This window comes from Qipengyuania pacifica, assembly GCF_019711555.1.
In the GTDB taxonomy this organism is placed as follows: Bacteria; Pseudomonadota; Alphaproteobacteria; order Sphingomonadales; family Sphingomonadaceae; genus Qipengyuania; species Qipengyuania pacifica.
This window is the reverse complement of record NZ_JAIGNQ010000004.1, coordinates 456,573-474,887: the sequence shown is the minus strand read 5'-3', so window position 1 is coordinate 474,887 and position 18,315 is coordinate 456,573. Positions and strand designations below refer to the sequence as shown.

The window sequence follows — 18,315 nt, the reverse complement described above, 5'->3', positions numbered from 1 at the left end:
ACATAGGGGCTCCCCCGCAAGAAGGAGACGCTTTCATGACCCAGACCATTCTCATCACCGGCTGTTCGTCGGGCTTCGGACACGCCACCGCCCGGCATTTCGCCAATGCAGGCTGGAACGTCGTCGCGACGATGCGCAATCCCGCCGCCGCTGACGATCTTGCCGGTCAGGACAATATCCTCGTCACCGCGCTCGACGTCCAGGACACAACGAGCATCGACGCCGCGATCGCAGCTGGCATCGAACGCTTTGGCGCGATCGACGCGCTCGTCAATAATGCCGGTTTCGGGTTGCACGGGATGTTCGAGGAAACGCCGCGCGCCAAGGTGAAGGAGCAGTTTGAGGTCAATGTCTTCGGCATGATGGACACGATCCGCTCGATTCTGCCGCATTTTCGCGCTCGCAAAAAGGGGCTGATCGTCAATATCAGTTCGGGCGCCGGCGTGTTCGCGCTCCCTGCGAGCACGCTCTATAACGCGTCGAAATTCGCGCTCGAGGGGTTTTCGGAGGCGCTGGCCTATGAACTCGCGCCGCTCGGCATTACGGTCAAGATCGTCGAACCGGGCGGGGTGCTCGACACCGGCTTCCTCGGCCGAGCTTATACGGAGCGCGATGCGACCGTGGCCATCGACGATTATGCGCCGATTGTCGCCAAGGTTGCGGACATCTTCGCCAATTTGTCAGCAGAACGACAGCACACGACCAGCGCGCAGGTCGCCGAAGCTATTTTCGGTGCGGTGACCGACGGGGTCGACACGCTGCGCTACATCGCGACGCCCGACATCGTCGAACTCGTCAAGCTGCGGCGCGAGGCGGGCGAGGAAACCTACATGAACGCGATGCGGACGCATTTCGCCATCACGCTCTGACATACTGGAGGCGCGAAATGGGGCGGTGCCGCGGCGCCGTCCCTTTTTCGTGCGCTGCGGTTGCTCAGGCAACCGGCAGCTTGACTTCCCTATTCCCCCGCACCGCGTGCGAATAGGGGCAGACGGTGACGGCTTCGGCGACGAGCGCCTCGTCGTTATCGGTCGTTGGGAACACATAATCGCTTCATGATGCCCTAAGTAGCGAGAAAAGGTTCGCCGGCCGAAACGCCAAAATCAGGCCCAAGAAGCGGTTCGGGCAGGATGAGCAAATTGCCGGTGCGTCAAGCGGGGAGTTTAAGAGATACTAAGTAGAAGAGCGTGAAATCCGACGGTTGCAGGCAGCGGGCCTCCTGTTGGTGCGACTCGATCGTGAGACCTCGGAGGCGATCGAAGACACTCGCCGTCCCGGCGCGCGATTTACGCTAACGTTCTGTCATGAGGTAGCGCGGCCGGCCAGAGCCCGAGCCCGAGCGATTATCGTGGTGGCCAGGTCCCAGTTACGCATCCGGGCGGTTCGCTCGCGACAGGCGGTCTCATCGCTCGCCAGACGTGTCGCCTTCGATCTTGTCGATCAGGTCGAGCCGCAGTCTCTAGCGCGGCTTTTCGCGCGGCGCGGGGGGGGGCAGGTTCCCCTCGATTGGCAATTCGAAAACGAGCTCGAGCGCGTGCGTCAATTCGATCGCGACCTCGATGGTGACGGGCCTTATCGCCTTCATCCGGGCGCAATCTTCGTCAAGTTGAGGAAACGCCGGTCTGCTGCAGCCGCAGCGGGGATCGTTATCAGCCTTGGCCATCTCGACCATCTTCTTGCTAATGATCTCCTACTGGGAGAGAGAGCCGGGTTGCGGATCGACCATGACGAACTTGACGGCCACTAACTACGTAGCAACGCCTTCGGCGAACTGATGAAAATCCGGCTATGTCGGGACGCGAGGCGCGACGAGGAGGCATCTGCAGGCAATGATCAAGGCGACGTTCGACGAGGGACGGGCGGTGGTCGCAGCTTTTCATCCCAGCTTTGGTCGATAGGACGGGAGCTTACCTGACTAGCGGGAACTACCATTTCTGGCTTGAACGGTCTTCTCGTCGCCGACGATGCAATCCGCCAACATCAGGGTTACCATAAAATGATTGCGGCCACGCAAGGGTTCTGAAGCACTAAGTAATTTCGCCCGCGACCGCGCCAGGGCCAACGCGAGAAGCCACCCCGCATTCTGTAAATTTCGGGAAGTTCCCGTTTAATGGCTTCGGCTATGGCAATCCAGCCGGGCAAGTCGAGGGCTCTTTGCAGGGCCTCGGCGGCGCTCCGTATCGCGGAAGCGAGTGAGCAAGTCTCGCGCTAGAGTGTCGACCTCTGGGAGCCAGGCGCCTACAAGTCGACTTTCTGGTCGGTGATCACCTTTGAGGCACGCTCGGCGCGGGACGGCAGCCGCCGGCTCGTAGTTTCTATGGCAACACCGACTATTCCCATCACGGCGGGTAGGTAGACGCCATGCCAATTACGAAGGATGGTGTCGCTGCCGCAGAGCCCGGTTCCTATTTCCCAGAGGTGAAATAGAGCATGGCCTACGAGCCATGTCGTTGCCGCGGCCCAGGCCCACAGGCGATGAGACAAAGATACCACGCCGAATGCATAGCCGGCGCCAATCAGCACATACACGAGACCGATGTCGCGCACGAAATGCTGATTATAGGGCCCGGTGCCCGTCACCGTCGGAACGTGGAAATACCACCATGCCGGGTTGGCAAGCATACACACCCCGTTTGCCAACATTCCAGCAGCCAGAATGCACATCATTAATCGGTTAAGAAATGGCATCCAAAAATCTCCAACGAAATGTCGCTGTCCAATCCTTCGAACCTCTGAACAGTCTTCCTGAGTGGTAAAATCAATACCTGAGTGTCCCCATTTTGCGCGAAGCAGCTCCGGCACCTTCTAAGGGCAACGCAAGATGCGCTTGCCCAAAATATTAGAACAGCCACTAACTACGAGGGGCCGAGGGACTGGCGGGGAGGTGAGGCCCAACCGCAAAGGTTGAGCCTCGACGCCAAACCGCTAAGGTTGTGCCTCGACGGGAAGGCGGAAAGGCGAGCCCAACCGATTGAACGCATTCATCGCCGCGATCGTGATCGTCAGGTCGACGAGGTCCTTCGGATTGAAAACCGTGGATGCTGCTTCGTATGCATCGTCGGATGCATGCGTTTCGCTGAGAAGTGTGACCTCCTCAGCCCACGCCAACGCCGCCTGGTAGCGATCGGAAAAAAGGTTCGGCACTTCTCGCCACACCGGAAGCAGCGCGACCTTCTCGACCGACATCGTTTTGAGCAGATCCCGGGAGTGGGCGTCGATGCAATGTGCGCATCCATTGATCTGGGACACCCGAAGGAAAACCATGTGGATCAGCTCTTCCGGTAGGTCGGTCTCACTGGTGACGTAGTGGTAGACACCGTACAATGCCTTTGCCCCCTTCGGCGCGACCTCGTGCCAAACGTGACGCTTCGATTCCTGCATTTTTGATACTCCTATGTATGCAACCCGTGCTGACCGGGTCTTCATACCTTCGACGACACAGAAGCGACGGTTGTGACACGAGATGCAAACTTTCTCCGGAGGCGCGACTGTGGCAGGTCCGACAAACTTGCTTGAGTACGCATATCTCGAGCATGATCGGAGGAGCGAATGAATTGCAGCGTGAGAGGAGCAGGCTATAAGGGGTCAGCGACCCGCGACCAGCGCGCCGCGCAGTTCGAATCCGAGCAGAAAAGGCTCCTACGGCTCGCCTATCGGATGCTTGGTTCAGTTACCGAGGCTGAAGACGCGGTCCAAGACGCTTGGCTTCGCTGGCACGGCAAAGAGGACGAGGTCGATAACGCAGCCGCCTATCTCACTCGAGTTGTGACGCGCGTGTGCCTCGATCGGCTGAAATCGGCTCAAAGGCGACGAGAGATCTATGTGGGGCCATGGCTTCCCGAGCCGCTCGTTTGTGAGGTCGAAGTCGATCACTGGATCGAGGACGACATCACGTATTCCCTGATGCTCGCGATGGAACGCCTGTCGCCGCTGGAACGAGCAGCATTTCTTCTTCACGATGTCTTTGACATTCCCTTGTCGGAAATCGCGCTTACCCTGGAGAGGGAGCCAGCCGCCGTGCGCAAGCTAGCCTCGCGCGCCCGCCGGAACATCAAAGAAGAGCGCAAGCGTTACAGCATTGACGCCGAGGGAGCCGACAGGATGGCTCGTGCGTTTTTCATCGCGGCACGGGATGGCGACACCGCGCAGCTGTCGGCGATGCTAGCCGAAGATGTCGAGATCCATACTGACGGTGGCGGGCGCATATTCGCGCTCCGAAATATCGTTCGAGGCATCGAGCGCGTGATACGTCTGTTGCAACATGCCAACCGCAAACACGTAGCATATCCGACCCTGCTTCACACGATGATCGTGGACGGTCTTCCTGGCTACCTTAGTCTTGACGATGGCATTCCGCAGGCGACCATCCTCGACAGCCGCGATGGGAAGATCGTCGGAATCTACATAGTGAAGAACCCGGACAAACTCACGCATATGCAGCTACCTGCAGGGTTGGACTAGGCGCGCGGATTGGAGCGGCTGCCGGTCTTGGCTGCGGAAGGTTTAAATAACGCGCGGGAAGTCGCAGATATCGTAGCTGCGGACGCGCCAGTAGATCTCAGCAGCGACCGCCTGCCGGTTTGTTGTCAGCAAGGATAGAGCTATCGAGGCACATCGACGTTTTTCCTTGGCGTCGCCAATTGGAAGTCATGTTCCATCAGCGACACTTCTGGCCATTCCCGGGCTTACGCAGTTCCCAGGCGGTCTCTAGCGAGACTGCTAGTGGGTGAGGTAGAACAGCAAAGCCGGGTTCCGGGACCAAATGTCATGGTCGGGATTTTATGAGGGGTCACATTCCTGTGCCGTTGTGAAAACCACAGCGCAGGAAGGAACCGCACATCGCCAACGTCGCTGCAAATAAACTGCCGTCGCCTCCCTTGCAGGTTTGCTCATTCGCTTACCACACCGGCGGACGCCTGAAGGCTCGCGCCAGCCAGATGCTGTCGTTGACTTCTATCATGAGGAACGGCGCATTGCCGAAAGCCTTTCTCGCGGGCTAGCCACCGCGGCGTCCACGGATGGCAGGTTCAGAACTCCTCATAACTGTGTCTAACGTCCGCATTTGGGCCCATTGCGGACAGACAGCTACGGGGCCGGTTGCTGCCTGTCCGGTTCCAGCGTCAGGAGCCGGAGAAGCAGACGTTCAGGCTGACTTTTAACTCTGACAGGACCAGCCAACAAAGCGGCCATTCCTAGGCCCAGTTCGACCCGTCAAAACCGGCCGTTCGTTAATGGAGAGCCATGACGGCAACTGGCTGCAAGGAACCGGCACGCTCAGAAAGAGCGTCGGACAAAGCAGTATTTGCCGTCTACACCACGGCGCTCCGACTGCATTCCTTGTTCGACTCTCCTTCTGCTAGGGATACGTCAACTTGGCAATGCTGAGTGAACAGACGTTTTTGTTTTGTTTCGTGCGGGCGGCGTTAATAAGATGGCGTCATGAAACTGGCCGAAGTCTTTCAGCGCGTCGAACGCAATTATATTCGAGGTATCCGCCGCGTGAAGGGCCTCGCCGCAATCTCGGCGAAGTAGTCTGGCGCGATTGGTATCGATCGTTCCAACCGCCTCGTTGCCATCGCCTGAACGATGGGTAGGCTCGGGCGCGACATCTATCGCAAGAAGCTGGAGCGATACCTGTCGCACAGTTTCGATGAACCGATCATCTCGCTGGTTTCCGCCGTCGTTGCCGCCCAGTCAGGAAGTCAGAATGTTCTGGCGATAATACAGGATCTTCCGCCAGAGGCTGTAGGTGCGGAGCTGGGCTCGCCTTACCACATTCCGCTTTGGTCGGTGGAGACGCTGGTCAATGAGCTTCTCGCCATCCCGAAGGTCAAAGGCTTTGGCATCGGACGTACGCGCGTCCTCAATGCCGAGATGTTCCAGACCATGCGTGCCCTGCAGGCCATCCTCATTAAGCTGGAGAATGCGGAGGACGGGATGTTCCTCGAAAAGCATGACGTCTTCTACGAGATGGCGCGGATCGCACAGCGCCAGTTCCCATGGCAGCGCGGTGTCACAAACGCTCCGCACCTTTACCGCTCCATGCTCCTCTATGGCACCGGTTCGGCGCGTGAATATTTCGAAGCGAGCGCCGGCATGTCCCTTTCCGATTTCGTAAAGACCGGCGCATGTATGTCGGGTGCTCTGGAGGGTAACGCCTGGGTCAACCGCCAGCGGAATCTGAGTGAGATCGGCATCTCGCCCGAGGTCCGGGAAGCAACTCTTCGCAAGCTCGCGATACCCCATGCCGAGGCACGACATCTTGCGGCGCGAATGCGGAAAGGTCATCGGCACACTGCCTATCGCCCCAGCATTCTGCGAGACTTTCCGATCATCGCATTTGGCGAGCAGAACGAGCGCCTTCGCGCCCCAATCCCAGAACTGATCATGTACCGATACACATCGGGTCTATATCTCGACGTGGTGGAGGGTGGCTCCGCTGTCTGGACCGACATCGGTGTGCGGTTCGAGGGCTACGTGCTGGAATATCTCCAAACCATGATGTCCCCCTACGAGGTCATCGGCGAGCAAGTCTATGGGCCGAAGAAAGCGCGGCATCGCACCCCCGACGTGCTCGTCTCTGGAACGGACGGCATCGTCGCAGTGATCGAGTGTAAGGCGAAGAGGATGAGCTTCGACGCCAGATACGCTGACGATCCCGTCGCCTTCGCATCTATCGGCTTCGATGAACTCGCGAAAGGCATGTTCCAGATCTGGCGCTTCATCTCGCATGCCCGGCGCGGCCTTACGGGCGACATCAAGGTCGACCCGTTCTGCCGGGGAGTGATCGTGACGGCCGACAGTTGGCTCACCATGGCGAGCAGGCAGGCAGAGCAGGTGATCGCCACCGCCATGGCGATGGCAAATGCGGAAGGATATATCGACGAAGGCGATCGCCGCGAGATCGCGTTCTGCCCGATCGACGATGTCGAGTATGTCTTATAGCATGGTACGGCAGACAGCTTCCTCGACGCCTGTGGCGAAGTCTCCTCCGGCGAGAAGAAGGGCTTCATGCTTTCAGTTGCTCATGCTGTGACTCGTGACCGGCAACGTGACTACCCGTTCAAGGATCGGATCGCTGACCTTCTTCCTTGGATGAGGAGCGCACTCGAGCATGACTAATAAGGCCTCACTTATCTCCAAGATTTTGGCGGAGCTGCGAAAGGCGCAGACCGAGACATGGAAGCGGCCCGCAGCCGGTCGGGTGAAGAGGATCAGCTTTCCGCCCGCCTTGTGGTTGGGTGATGGTCGCTCCATTCGGGTAACCGAAGCATTGTTGGATGCGGTCTATGCCTACACACGGATATGCTGGAACAACGACCCAGCCTTGAAGCCCCGATTCAAGATCGAGGAATTGAACAAGATTACGGCACAGTCCTTCGGCTTAGCGCTAGCCGAGATCGATCTCGATACCAGCGATGCGCAGTTGCACCCCGCCGTCAGCGAGCGCGTCGAAGAACTGCTCGCCGAACAGATCGCCGGGCATAACCGAGCGATAGACCTAACGTTGGGATGCCACCTTATCGAAGGCGATGAGCCTTATCCGCTCCAAGTTGGACCGGTGTTATTTGAGACCCGCGAAGCATGGCGGCTACGGATGCTCGCGGCAGGCAAGCTATCGCCGACGACGGCACGCCGCCTTTATGCGCGCTGGAGCAGCAAGTCACCAAGGAAGCGCAAGCGCTCATTCGATTCCTCTGCAGAAGAATCTATTGTTGACGCAGTCAGTGACTGCCCAGTGGTTTGCAGCGTGGCGACGGAAGGGCTCTCTGGTAGATACATTCAGGAGAAAGGCCTACTGGCAGCACGTCTCGCCATGACCGCCATCTCACTCACTTGGCATCAACCCTCGGAAGGCCTGCGGTGGATGAACCTGCTTTATGACCGGCGGCGTAGCCATCGTCATACAGTGTTGTTTGGCAGCGGCAGCAATGTCGGCTCGAACTCCGAATGTGCGGAACTGCCTGTCGGTCGCTATTCGGAACCCGAACTGCTCGAGAATCTGCGTTCGTATCGATGGCTGTTCGAGCAGATCGGGGAAGCGCTTTATGGCTACGTGCAGCCCAATCGGTCGACGAAGCGCCCCAAGGTTATGAACGCGTTGTTCCTAAGCCTATGTTGGTATCACGAGGCCTGCCGTGAATCGCTGGATCAAATTGCTACCACGAAGTTCGCTGCCAGCATGGATGCGTTGACAGGCGGAAAGGGGTTGCCTGGTATCCTTTCGCTTATTAGCGCGCGCCTTGGCCCAAAGCCGGACGACCCACTGATGACGGACGGCCGCAAGACCAAGAAGGTGATGGCGCAAATCTATAACGACGGGCGTAGCAAGCTTATTCACGGCGCAAGCGCTGATTTCGCTCACGACTGGACGCAAGTCCGGGCGAGCGCAGAGGTGATTGGTCGATGGCTGCTTACCACGTCGTGTGATTGGCTATGTGAAAACTCCGGCGTCGACGATCTGAACAGACTTCGTGAAAAGTAATCACGGCCGTCGGCACCCGCCGACATTGCCGCCATTCGGGGGCAGCGTTCAGGCACTTGGGCCTGCCTTTTATCGATGTGCCAAACCTGCCTGAGTAACCGCCGCAAAGGAGCGTGTGGCGCTCTGGACCAATCCGCGGGTTGACGTGCTAGAGATCGCCAAAAGCGACCGCTTTTTGGTCGATACGGTTACCTATATTGAGACATAATAATGCGACCGGGGCGCCGCCGCGCACGGAGATGTGGCCTCAACCCTTATTGAGCGGCTGCTGGTTTCAAGGACCGGGATTATCGCCGAATTCAGCCTGCGTGGCCATTAATGCGCTGGTCGAGTAAAACATACCTTGCAGTTCTTCTTAGTTTTGGTGTTTCTGCCTCAATCACGCGAGACAATTTTAAGCGGAATTTCAATGCATGAGATTGAATTTGAATTCGGTGTTGCTAAGGCGCTCGACGCTCTATTGAGCGATCGCCTTGCGTTGCTTTGTGGTGCGGGTCTCTCGATGGCTCCACCCAGTTCGCTACCAAGTGCTGCTGAATTGGCGCGGAAAGCGAAGCAGAAATATGACGCGACCTACGGCGCGACGCGCCCGCCGCTCGCGGAATCGATCGACGACCAGGCAGAGTTCTTTTTCGACCAAGGTGAGCTGGATACCGTCTATCTGCGCAAGTACATAGATCACAATGCCTTTGCGGGGCGACCCAATGGCGGGCATTTCGCCGCGGCGGACCTGCTCCTGACGGGTGCCATCAGGACGGCGGTTTCGACCAATGTGGATACGTTGATCGAGACCGCAGGCAATTATCTGTTCGGGCAGGTCGGGGCCGGCATCACCCGCAACAGCGTCGCTGCACTCACTCCCGAGACCGCACCGCTGCTCAAAATTCATGGCTGCTGGTCGGATCCTCCGACAACGGTCTGGGCTGCGGGGCAGGTGGCCGCCGAACCGGTCAAGACACGCGTCGAGGAGGCCGGAGCCTGGCTTGCTCAGCGACTCCTCAACCGCGACCTTGTGGTTGTCGGCTACTGGACCGACTGGGATTATCTCAATCAGGTCCTTGATATGTCGCTGGGGGCCGTCAATCCGGCGCGCGTAATCGTGATCGATCCTTGCGAGACGGATACGTTCGAAGAAAAGGCCCCGGCGCTCCACGCGCTGGGGCAACGCGCTTCCCAGGAATTCTGCCATGTCCGCTGTTCGGGCGACGCGTTTCTCGATCGCCTTCGCGTCGATTTCTCGCAGTCGCTCATTAGGCGTGTCCTACATGGCGGCAGCGCGTCATATTCGCACCATGCTGGAGTCGCTCCCGATGATGCCTGGCTCGAACCGACCGAGACGGACGCCGAGATTCTGTGGCGGATTCGCCGCGATCTGGAAGGTTGCGATCCCAATGAACCCGCGCAGAGGCGGGCCCCGGTCGAGGAGCCGCTGTTAGGCATGACGCTGCTGCAACTCCAGGCGTGCGGAGCAGTTGCCGACGGCAGCTACTGGAAACTGGATGGCCGGCGTGTGCGCGTGCTGCGTTCGGCCAATCGGCCACTTCACGAGGTGCAGGCCGCCTTCGATCGCGAGACGCCGCCGGTGGTAGCACCCGAGATCGTGATCGCGGTCGGAGCCGAGGCATTGCCGCTGACGCCCAACTTCGCGCGCGGCGCGGGAACGGGGTCGATCGCACGCGGCTCGGCCGCGCGCTGGTATTCGCGTAGTGAGGCAATTGCGGAGCTTGGATTGTGAGCACGATGTTGAACTTGGCGGAAGAGCAATTGACGCAAGGCGGCTATTCGGTTGCGGCCTTCGAGCAGGGCGACGGACCTACCTTGCTGTTCGAAAGCGACACGGTGCTCGGATTCGTCCTGTTCTTTCCCGACGCGGCCGCGTTGCTCGAAGGTTGGAGCGGCGCAAGCCAGCATGTGCTTAAGTCGGTGCAGTTCGCGCTGCGCCGCGCGGAACGAAAGGCGTGGAACGCCTATCTGGTGCTGCTGGCCGAAGCCAAAGGCGATTATGGCCAGCAGGTCATGCTCGGCGCGATCGAGGAAAACCTCGTGGGCACGCGTAAGATCGCGCGGGCCGGCGTGGCGGGTCTGCGGGAGATGCGCGCGGCCTTGCTGCCGCTTCTCGAAATTCAGAGCGCGCCGCGGCTCGATGCGGTCGATATGGCGGGCGAAATCCGGCTGCGCACCTCGGAATTGCCGCGCGACCTCGTTGAGGCCTTTGTGAGCGGCGCATCCGAAACCACGGTGGCGCAGATCCTGGAAGCCGGGCAATGAAGCTTGCCTATGTCCATCTCTGCGGCTTTCGCGGCTATCGCAAGGCGGTCCGCATCGATTTTTCGGACAGCTTTACTATCATCGACGGGCGTAATGGCGCCGGCAAGAGCACAATCTTCGATGCCGTGGAGTTCGCACTTACCGGGACCATCAGCAAGTATCTCGACGCAAAGTCAGGCAGGGAGTCGGTCGACGACTATCTGTGGTGGACGGGCGACGGCAAGACGCTGGGCGACCGCTTCGTCGAGGTGGGTTTCCGCGACAAGGAAGAGATGATCTCCGTCAGGCGCACGCCGCTCGATGCGCAATCGGCTGCGCCTGACGCATTGCTCGGCCGACTTATCGATGCCGAGTTTGCGCCGCGCCAGGCCATGGCGCAGCTATGCAGTTCGACGATCATTCGCGACGAGCACATTGCGCGCCTCAGCCTCGACCTCAAGGAAGGCGATCGTTTTGCGCTGCTGCGCGATGCAATCGGTGCGGTTGATGCGGAAGACTGGATTAGGCGGGCGCAGGCCATTTCGTCGGCCGCGGGCACGCGGGTGAAAAATGCTGCAGCGGAGCTGGAGGAAGCCAAGCTGGTCCTCGCCAACGCCGCGCGCCAAGTCGATGAGACGCGCGCCGCTTTGCCCGCAGCTTCCCTGGTAGGCCAGGCGGTAGAGCGTTTGCAAGGCGTGCTGGGCAGCGGCGCAGCGGCGGAGCAGCTCCCAGATATCGGACGTCGGCGGCTGGCCGATATCGCAAGGCAGCTTGATATGGTGACGCCGCTGGCGCATCAGTTCGAGGCGATTTCGGTGATGCGATCAGGTCTCGCCGAGCGCGACGTCAAGGTTGAGGAAGCGGAAGCGAAGGTGAGGGAAGCGCGTGCCGCGCTTGATGAGGCGATAGCCGCGGTGTCGGCTGCGCCGGCTGCCTCGACTTTGGGCGATCAGGCCCGCCGACTAGTCGCACTCGCCGATCTGGGACGCAAGCTGGGCCTTAGGGACGGGCATTGTCCGCTATGCGAGTCGGCGATCGAGCATGATGCCTTCGATCATGGGCTTGATGCCGCATTGGCCGTGGCGAAGCAGCTCGACGCGCAGGCGGTCGATCAGGCTGAAAAGGAACGTGCGCGCGATGAAGCGGCAACCGCGTTGCGCGACGCGGAGCTGGCCTTGGATAGGGAGAAGAACGAGCGCGATGAGGCGAAGGAGGCCGTCGCTTCCTACGACGCGCGTCTGGAGGAACATGGCCTAGGTGGTGCTGCGCTCGCGGATATCGAGCGCCGCCATTTGGCGCTGGAGGATGAGCGCGAGGGGATCAGTGTGGACTTGCGTCTCGTCGACACTGTTTCGCTTGATCGTTCGATCGCGCGGGCGACCGGCGACCAGGAGGCCTCGAAAGATCGTCTGGCGCGCGCCGAGGAACGGCTTGGCCGGGCGCGTCTGGGCGAAACCCGCGCCAAGGCGATCTACGATGCGGCGCGGCGCTCAGCCGCCGAAACGCTCGACCAGCGGCTCGATCGCGTGCTGCCTTTGATGTCGGAGCTCTACCGACGTTTGCGGCCTCATCCAGTCTGGGAAGATATCGAATATAGCGTACGTGGCGACGTTCAGCGCTTCCTGAAACTGCAAGTGGGCGGCGACATAAATCCGCAATTCGTCTTCTCGAGTGGGCAGCGCCGCGCGACCGGGCTCGCTTTCCTGCTGTCGGTCAACCTGTCACTCACTTGGAGTCGGTGGCGGAGCATACTGCTGGACGATCCGGTCCAGCATGTCGATGACTTTCGAACAGTGCACCTTGCCGAGGTTCTTGCCCATCTGTGCCAATCGGGCCGACAGATCATCTGCGCCGTCGAGGACAGCGCGCTGGCGGATCTGATGTGCCGCCGTTTGCCATCCCTGCAAGGCGCGCCTGGCCGGCAGGTCACTTTGGGAAGCGATCGAGATGGAGCGATTGCGGTCGATCGCCAGGAAGAGATCGCGCCCCTCATTCAGCGTTCGCTGGTACTTCCCGAGCAGTCGCGCAGCGCTTGATGCAAACTGAAGTTCAGCGAGATGATCGAAAGGCACCTCTGGCTGCGAGGGCTAGGATAGAAGCGCATATGTCTCGCGCCGCAATCTTATACTTGAATCATGAGCGGTCGGTGCCATGGCCGGTCTCGTAAGCGACCCGGCGCGGCAAGCGCAGGATACATTTCGCGGCTATATCTATCAGATATTGCGCAGCATCCTTGTCTGGTTAGACCTAGGTGATGACGAGCAGCTGTTTCTTGAAGGCGCGGAAGACCTCGATCGCATCGAGGGCAGTGAAGCGCTGACCGAACAGGTCAAGGAAACGGCGGGCTCGGGCAGTATTACCTTGCGCACGGCATCGGTCGTCGCCGCGATCAACAACTTCTGGGCGCACCGGACGCGCAATCCCGACATCGCGATCCGATATCGCTACGTTACCACATCCGGGATTGGCATCGAGCAAGGTTCATTGTTCGATAGCGGTCGGGGTGGCCTCGATCTCTGGAACAGCCTTCGCGCCGCATCCTATGATCCGGCCATCGAGGAGCGAATTGTGTCGATTGCCCGGTTCTTGCTCGACGAAGGCAAGCTGTCGGCGCCGCTGAAACGGTTGTTCGCAGAAGCCAGCCCGGCCGAGCTGTTCGCGCAGGTGATGCAGCCAATCGAGTGGATGGCGGGCCAGCAGGACGGCGATGCCTTGGTCCGAACGATCAAGGACCGGCTCATTGTGCATGGCGCGGCCAGTTTGATCGCGCCGGCCGACGCCGAACTCGCCTTCGACGCGCTATACACCGCCGCGTTTGACGCGGCGAAGCAGAAGGACGGTGCCCCGCTAAATCGCGCGCAGTACCTGCGCATCTTCGCCGGCGCGACAGGGATTCACGTCCCCAAGCAGGATCTGCTGACCCTCATGCACGCTGCCCTGTCCGCGGGCGGTGGTGACTTGGCCGTTCAGGCGCAACCTTTGGCTCTGGAAGGTCCGCCACCGCTGCCCCCGCAATATTTCCGGCGGGTGGCGAACGAACGGGCCCTGAAGACGGGATTGTTGACCGGCACGGTTCTACTCCACGGATCGACCGGTTCGGGCAAGACGCTGACCGCCGCTAGCACGCTTGTCGGTGACGAGCCGTTGTGGCTGACGCTTCGCGATCTGAGCCCAGGCGAGGTCAAGGCACGGCTCGTTGCAGCAGCCGAGCAGTTGCGAGCGGGCGCGGCCGCCAGAACGTTGGTGGTCGATGATCTGGATACGCTCTCGGATCCCCGGGCGATCGCCGGGCCGCTCGGCGCGCTGAGGCACGCGCTAGCGGCGATTGGCGGGCGGCTGCTAGTAACCTCGGATCGCACATTGCCCGACCGATTGGCGCAGGCAGTTCAGCTCGATCCGGCGCGCGAATTCGAGATGCAGCCCTTTGATGCGGACGAGATCGAGGCTTTTCTGCAAGAGAACGGATGCCCGGACGACCGCACCAACGTCTGGTCCAAACTTCTGGAAGTCTCGACACGGGGCCATCCGCAGCTGGTCAGCGCACGCGTGCGCACGCTGGCGGCAAAGAACTTTCCTCAGCCGGACCATTCGGACCTGCTCGGGACGACAAGTGATCTCGACCCCATCAAGTTCGAGGCTAGGCGACTCATTTCCGAGCTGCCTGAGAGCGCGCGCGAGCTTCTTTTGCGGGCGAGCCTGATGACCGGACGCTTGTCGCGCAAGCGACTGATCGCGATTGGGCGTCTGCAAGACACGATCGTCGAACCTGGTTCCGCGGTCGATATTATCGCGGGACCATGGCTCGAAAAGACTGAGGATGGCGAGTACCGCGTTTCGCCGCTCGCGCGCGGTGCGGCCGACGAGCTGCGCGGCCAAGACTGGACCAAGGCGATGCATGGGCAGCTCGCCTGGACTTACCTTCTCGATCGTACCGTCAGCCCTTGGGATATCTCTTCCATCCTGATGCATTGTTACATTGCAGGGACAGCCGGACCATTGGTCTATGTCTCGCAAGGGATGTTCTCCGCGAGCGACGAGACGTGGGTGGCGGTTGGCGAAGCGTGTGAAATCTACACCGGCCTCGGCCTTGACGCGAGCAACCCGCTGCCCTTCACGAAGGCGATCGACGTCTTCGTCTTCCGAATTCTCCAGTACCGCATCGCGGCCGAGACAAATCCTGACACGGCGATCCGGATCGCGCTCAAGATCGAGGAAGAATTCGACGCCGCTCCGGACGACGAAGGCCGGCGGTTCTTCCGCTTCCTCTATCTCAGCCAGTTCCTCTCGATCATGAAGGTTCGCTACCCGGTCGCAGTCATCGTCGCTCGATCGCTCGAATTCTTCGACGTCGCCAAGACACTTGAGACGACGTTTCCTGAACGGCTCGCCAAAGCTGGGCTTGAGGACGAGGACGGTGTCCCGGCTGGCACTTATGTGCAGTTCGCCAGCCTTCGGCTGTTTTCGCAGATTCAGGACATCAATGAATTCACAGCGCTGATTGAAGCGCTCGACGGCAAATCCGTGGAAGATGCATGTGCGGTGCTGAACTCGATCGGCGCACCTGACGATATGGCATCAGTTTTGATTGAACGCCTGTGGCTGTCGGAATATCAGTCAAAGGCCATTGGCTGGCCCGCCTTCCGGGAGAAGTTGCGGAGCGCTTTCGATTTTAGCGCCAAGGTCGGCGCCGCGCCCATGGCGCGTGCGATCGCGCCGGTGCTTCTGCGCATGATCAACGAGGATATGGGCGATCCTCAAGGCGCCATCGCCGAAGCAGGTGATCTCGACGCTTTCGTGGGAACAGACCCAATCTACATTTGTGCCTTTGCCAAGGTAACCAGCGATGCCGGCAACTTCCCGAAAGCCAGGCAGCTCTGGCGTGAAGCGCTCCCGAAATGGCCTCGCGCGGAAGATGATATTGGTGGCGCGTATGCCTATCGCTCGGCCGCGATCGGCTCCGCGCGGAACGACGAATGGACCGAGGCCGCGGACTATTTCGATGAGGCGCGAAGCCCGATCGAGGAGGGTTCGCGTCCGACCTTCACCATCGGCCTCCAGATGGATGCAGCCCTTGCGCGTTTCATGGGGGGCGATCGCGCCCAGGCGGTCCGTGAGTTCGGGCAGATCGTTGCAGCGCTTGAGCCGATGCAGGCTGATTATGAGCGCGAACCTCTGCTTTCGCTCCAGCGTCGCAGCGGTGGAGTCCTCTCCGCTGCGGTAGGCTGGGCAGCAGGTGAGCGCACTGATGACGAGATGATGAAGCTGGTCGGGATGTGCAGCAACCTCGACCCGTTCGTAACCGATGCTCCCGTTGCGCCACCGCTCGACACTCTCCGCCTTGATCTGATCCGGCTTGAGCTTGCCTGCGGCGCATCGCTCGACGGGTCACTGCAGGAGGCCCCGGCCCTGCGTGCCAGCCCGTTCATGTCGTTTCGTGCAGCGAGTGGCCCCGTGCTGTTTGAACTAGCACAGCGGACGTTGGATTTCAGTGACATCGTGATTGACGGCACGAGAATGCTCGACGCCTTAGCCATGCTGGCGGAACAAATCGCCATGAATGATCGCGACGTCATGCGCGTTGACGATGGCAAGGCCCGGGAATGGTCACAGGGCGCCGACGAAATTCTGGTAGGGCATGTGGTCGTCGCCACGTTTGCTCTGGCCGCCGCAGATCGACTTGATCGACTGCCTATTGCCCGCTGGCGAGCGGACGCGGCGGCGCATCCGCAAGGCGGACGTGTGGAACGATTGGTCGATCACCTCGAGGGTCTATTCATCACGGGTACGGTTGAAGCTTGGGGCACGGTCCTCAAATGCCCATCAACTGATTGGTCCCATCATGCGATCTCCGCGCTCGCCGCGACGCTGCTGGAGCGTCTGGCACCGGACGCCCTGCTCGTCGCGCAATCGCTGTGGGTCCATTATCTCACGGAACCCCATCGTCGGCAGTTCGCCGAACACTATGTCACCCACCTTGCCTCCAGTCAGTGGGCCGCACTCACGAAATTCCCGGCGGGGTTCGGCACATCCAAGAAGGCCTCCGAATCATTGGCCACGGCCATCGCCGCACCCGGGCAAGGGTGGCCAAAATTGCGAACCATATTGCAGGCGGCTCTCGGCATCGTGCCGCTGGCTGCGGATGACGATGCGCGTAAGACGATCGAGGCTATGGAAGCCTGAACGATCTTGCCCGCAGGCGATATACCGTCCGCTGCGCTCATATTTTAGACAGGGAGGGTGGCTGAATGATGGGCAGCTCTGGTCAATCCGCTCCCCAAAGGGGACTTACCGGATCGTCCAACATTGCTGCCTCTTGATGGAAATCAGTTCGATGTCCGCTTTCAGGAGGTCGGCAATGACGCTTCAATGTCTGGGATGAGGGCGCTAAGTGGACGCCATGAACTCTATCCTAAAGGTGCTAGGGACGGCTGTATTCAGCATCCTATAAGCCGTTGTAAGTTCTTCCCGGTAGAGGCGTCATCATGTCCAGTTCGCGTATATTGATAGAATCAGCACCTGTCCAAAAGATCGAGTTCCTCGATGATCAGATGGACGCTGGGGCGACTTGGGCGAATGCATGTCGACATGAGGAAGCGTTCCGCAACGTCCTGCGTCGGATGGGTTTCGAGCAGTCCTTCCCCATGGACCTCACGGGCGGTTACGGATTCAAAAATATCGCCGTAAGTGTTCTCGACTGCCAACAGACCTCTGGATTCGGCCCCCGACTCCTTCTGCCGATAGATAGCCAGTCGGAACCCGATGAGCCCTCAATTGAAGCGACACTGGCTAGATCGATCGGATTGATGCTCGCGGATGCGGAAATGTACGACCGTATCTGGATGGATACCTACAGCGATCTCCAGTCTCGGTTCTCGGAGAGGCCAGAAGCTTCCTTGGAGCGGCTGGATTTTGTGGCAGGACCCCATGACGAGCTACTTCTTCATGCAGAGTTTGTTCAGCTCAGGGGCGACTTTTCGAAAACCCGATCGAGGAGGATTGCTTCCGACATCGAAGAGTTGATTCATGCGGTTGAATTTGACCTGCGAGAACATGATCGCAACTTCGCGGCTCTGACGGTCGATGGTACGAAGTGTTTTCAAGCGACGATGACCGATCTCGCATTCCGCGTTCTCAAACTCGCCGGTTTGAGTCCGGAAAGTGGAGCGATAAGCTTTGAGCTTTGTGATCATCCATTCAGGTCGGTTGATCCTTCGCTTCCATTTTCCGGGGGGAGTTTCTACTGGTCCAGAGGAACGCTCGAGTGTTCGTTGGAAATGCAAATGGGGCGATGCTGGATTGATGGCAAGAGAGTCATGATTTCCAGCTCGTTCGACCTTCCTGCGACGACGCTTTCGTCCAGTGCAGGGCGCCCCCTGAGCACATTGCTACAGATCGAAGGGCTAGAATTCGACGCGATCATTGAAAGGGTGCAAAGTGGGAAGGGGTATATTCTGCTGGAAATAGAGATGCCCAAGGTCGAGTTTGACGTCCGAGCTTTTTGAGGGCGAAGAATGCAACCGGGGTATGTTGAGCCATCCGCAATGCAGCGAGCCCGTCCGGGTCGCGCCGTTCCTCGTTGAGGT

The 18,315-nt window shown here is 59.8% G+C and carries 12 protein-coding genes; 10 read left to right on the top strand and 2 right to left on the bottom strand.

The window, feature by feature from the left end:
* The first annotated feature begins 35 nt into the window (after positions 1-35).
* Both K3177_RS14830 and K3177_RS14820 read left to right on the top strand, forming a co-directional pair.
* Complete coding sequence (locus tag K3177_RS14830; RefSeq protein ID WP_221598851.1) at positions 36-869, top strand: SDR family oxidoreductase; 834 nt, start codon at positions 36-38, stop codon at positions 867-869.
* Between the two features lie 482 nt (positions 870-1,351).
* Positions 1,352-1,747, top strand: coding sequence for a hypothetical protein (locus K3177_RS14820; RefSeq protein WP_221598850.1), 396 nt, complete (start codon positions 1,352-1,354; stop codon positions 1,745-1,747).
* Positions 1,748-2,238: 491 nt separating this feature from the next.
* Here K3177_RS14820 and K3177_RS14815 read toward each other — a convergent pair whose 3' ends face one another.
* Positions 2,239-2,688: a hypothetical protein gene (locus K3177_RS14815; protein ID WP_221598849.1), complete on the bottom strand. Its 450-nt coding sequence runs from the start codon at positions 2,686-2,688 to the stop codon at positions 2,239-2,241.
* 237 nt (positions 2,689-2,925) lie between these two features.
* A complete protein-coding gene (locus tag K3177_RS14810; protein WP_221598848.1) occupies positions 2,926-3,381 on the bottom strand; it encodes a carboxymuconolactone decarboxylase family protein in 456 nt (151 codons plus the stop codon).
* A gap of 168 nt (positions 3,382-3,549) precedes the next feature.
* On the opposite strand from K3177_RS14810, the gene K3177_RS14805 reads away from it, so the two are divergent.
* The 8 genes from K3177_RS14805 (at position 3,550) to K3177_RS14770 (ending at position 18,234) form a co-directional block, all read left to right on the top strand.
* A complete protein-coding gene (locus K3177_RS14805; RefSeq protein WP_221598847.1) occupies positions 3,550-4,461 on the top strand; it encodes a sigma-70 family RNA polymerase sigma factor in 912 nt (303 codons plus the stop codon).
* A gap of 1,125 nt (positions 4,462-5,586) precedes the next feature.
* On the top strand, positions 5,587-6,945 hold the full coding sequence (locus K3177_RS14800) for a hypothetical protein (protein ID WP_221598846.1): 1,359 nt from the start codon (positions 5,587-5,589) through the stop codon (positions 6,943-6,945).
* A 169-nt stretch (positions 6,946-7,114) separates the two neighbouring features.
* Positions 7,115-8,485: a hypothetical protein gene (locus K3177_RS14795; RefSeq protein WP_221598845.1), complete on the top strand. Its 1,371-nt coding sequence runs from the start codon at positions 7,115-7,117 to the stop codon at positions 8,483-8,485.
* A 502-nt stretch (positions 8,486-8,987) separates the two neighbouring features.
* Positions 8,988-10,220, top strand: coding sequence for an SIR2 family protein (locus K3177_RS14790; RefSeq protein WP_221598844.1), 1,233 nt, complete (start codon positions 8,988-8,990; stop codon positions 10,218-10,220).
* Positions 10,217-10,753, top strand: coding sequence for a hypothetical protein (locus tag K3177_RS14785; RefSeq protein WP_221598843.1), 537 nt, complete (start codon positions 10,217-10,219; stop codon positions 10,751-10,753). The genes K3177_RS14790 and K3177_RS14785 overlap by 4 nt, the downstream gene beginning before the upstream one ends.
* A complete protein-coding gene (locus tag K3177_RS14780) occupies positions 10,750-12,768 on the top strand; it encodes an ATP-binding protein (protein WP_221598842.1) in 2,019 nt (672 codons plus the stop codon). The genes K3177_RS14785 and K3177_RS14780 overlap by 4 nt, the downstream gene beginning before the upstream one ends.
* A gap of 115 nt (positions 12,769-12,883) precedes the next feature.
* Entirely contained in the window at positions 12,884-16,912 is a 4,029-nt protein-coding gene (locus K3177_RS14775) for a hypothetical protein (protein ID WP_221598841.1), read from the top strand.
* 302 nt (positions 16,913-17,214) lie between these two features.
* The gene (locus K3177_RS14770) at positions 17,215-18,234 is read left to right on the top strand and encodes a hypothetical protein (RefSeq protein ID WP_221598840.1); all 1,020 of its coding nucleotides are present in this window, start codon (positions 17,215-17,217) and stop codon (positions 18,232-18,234) included.
* Positions 18,235-18,315: the final 81 nt, after the last annotated feature.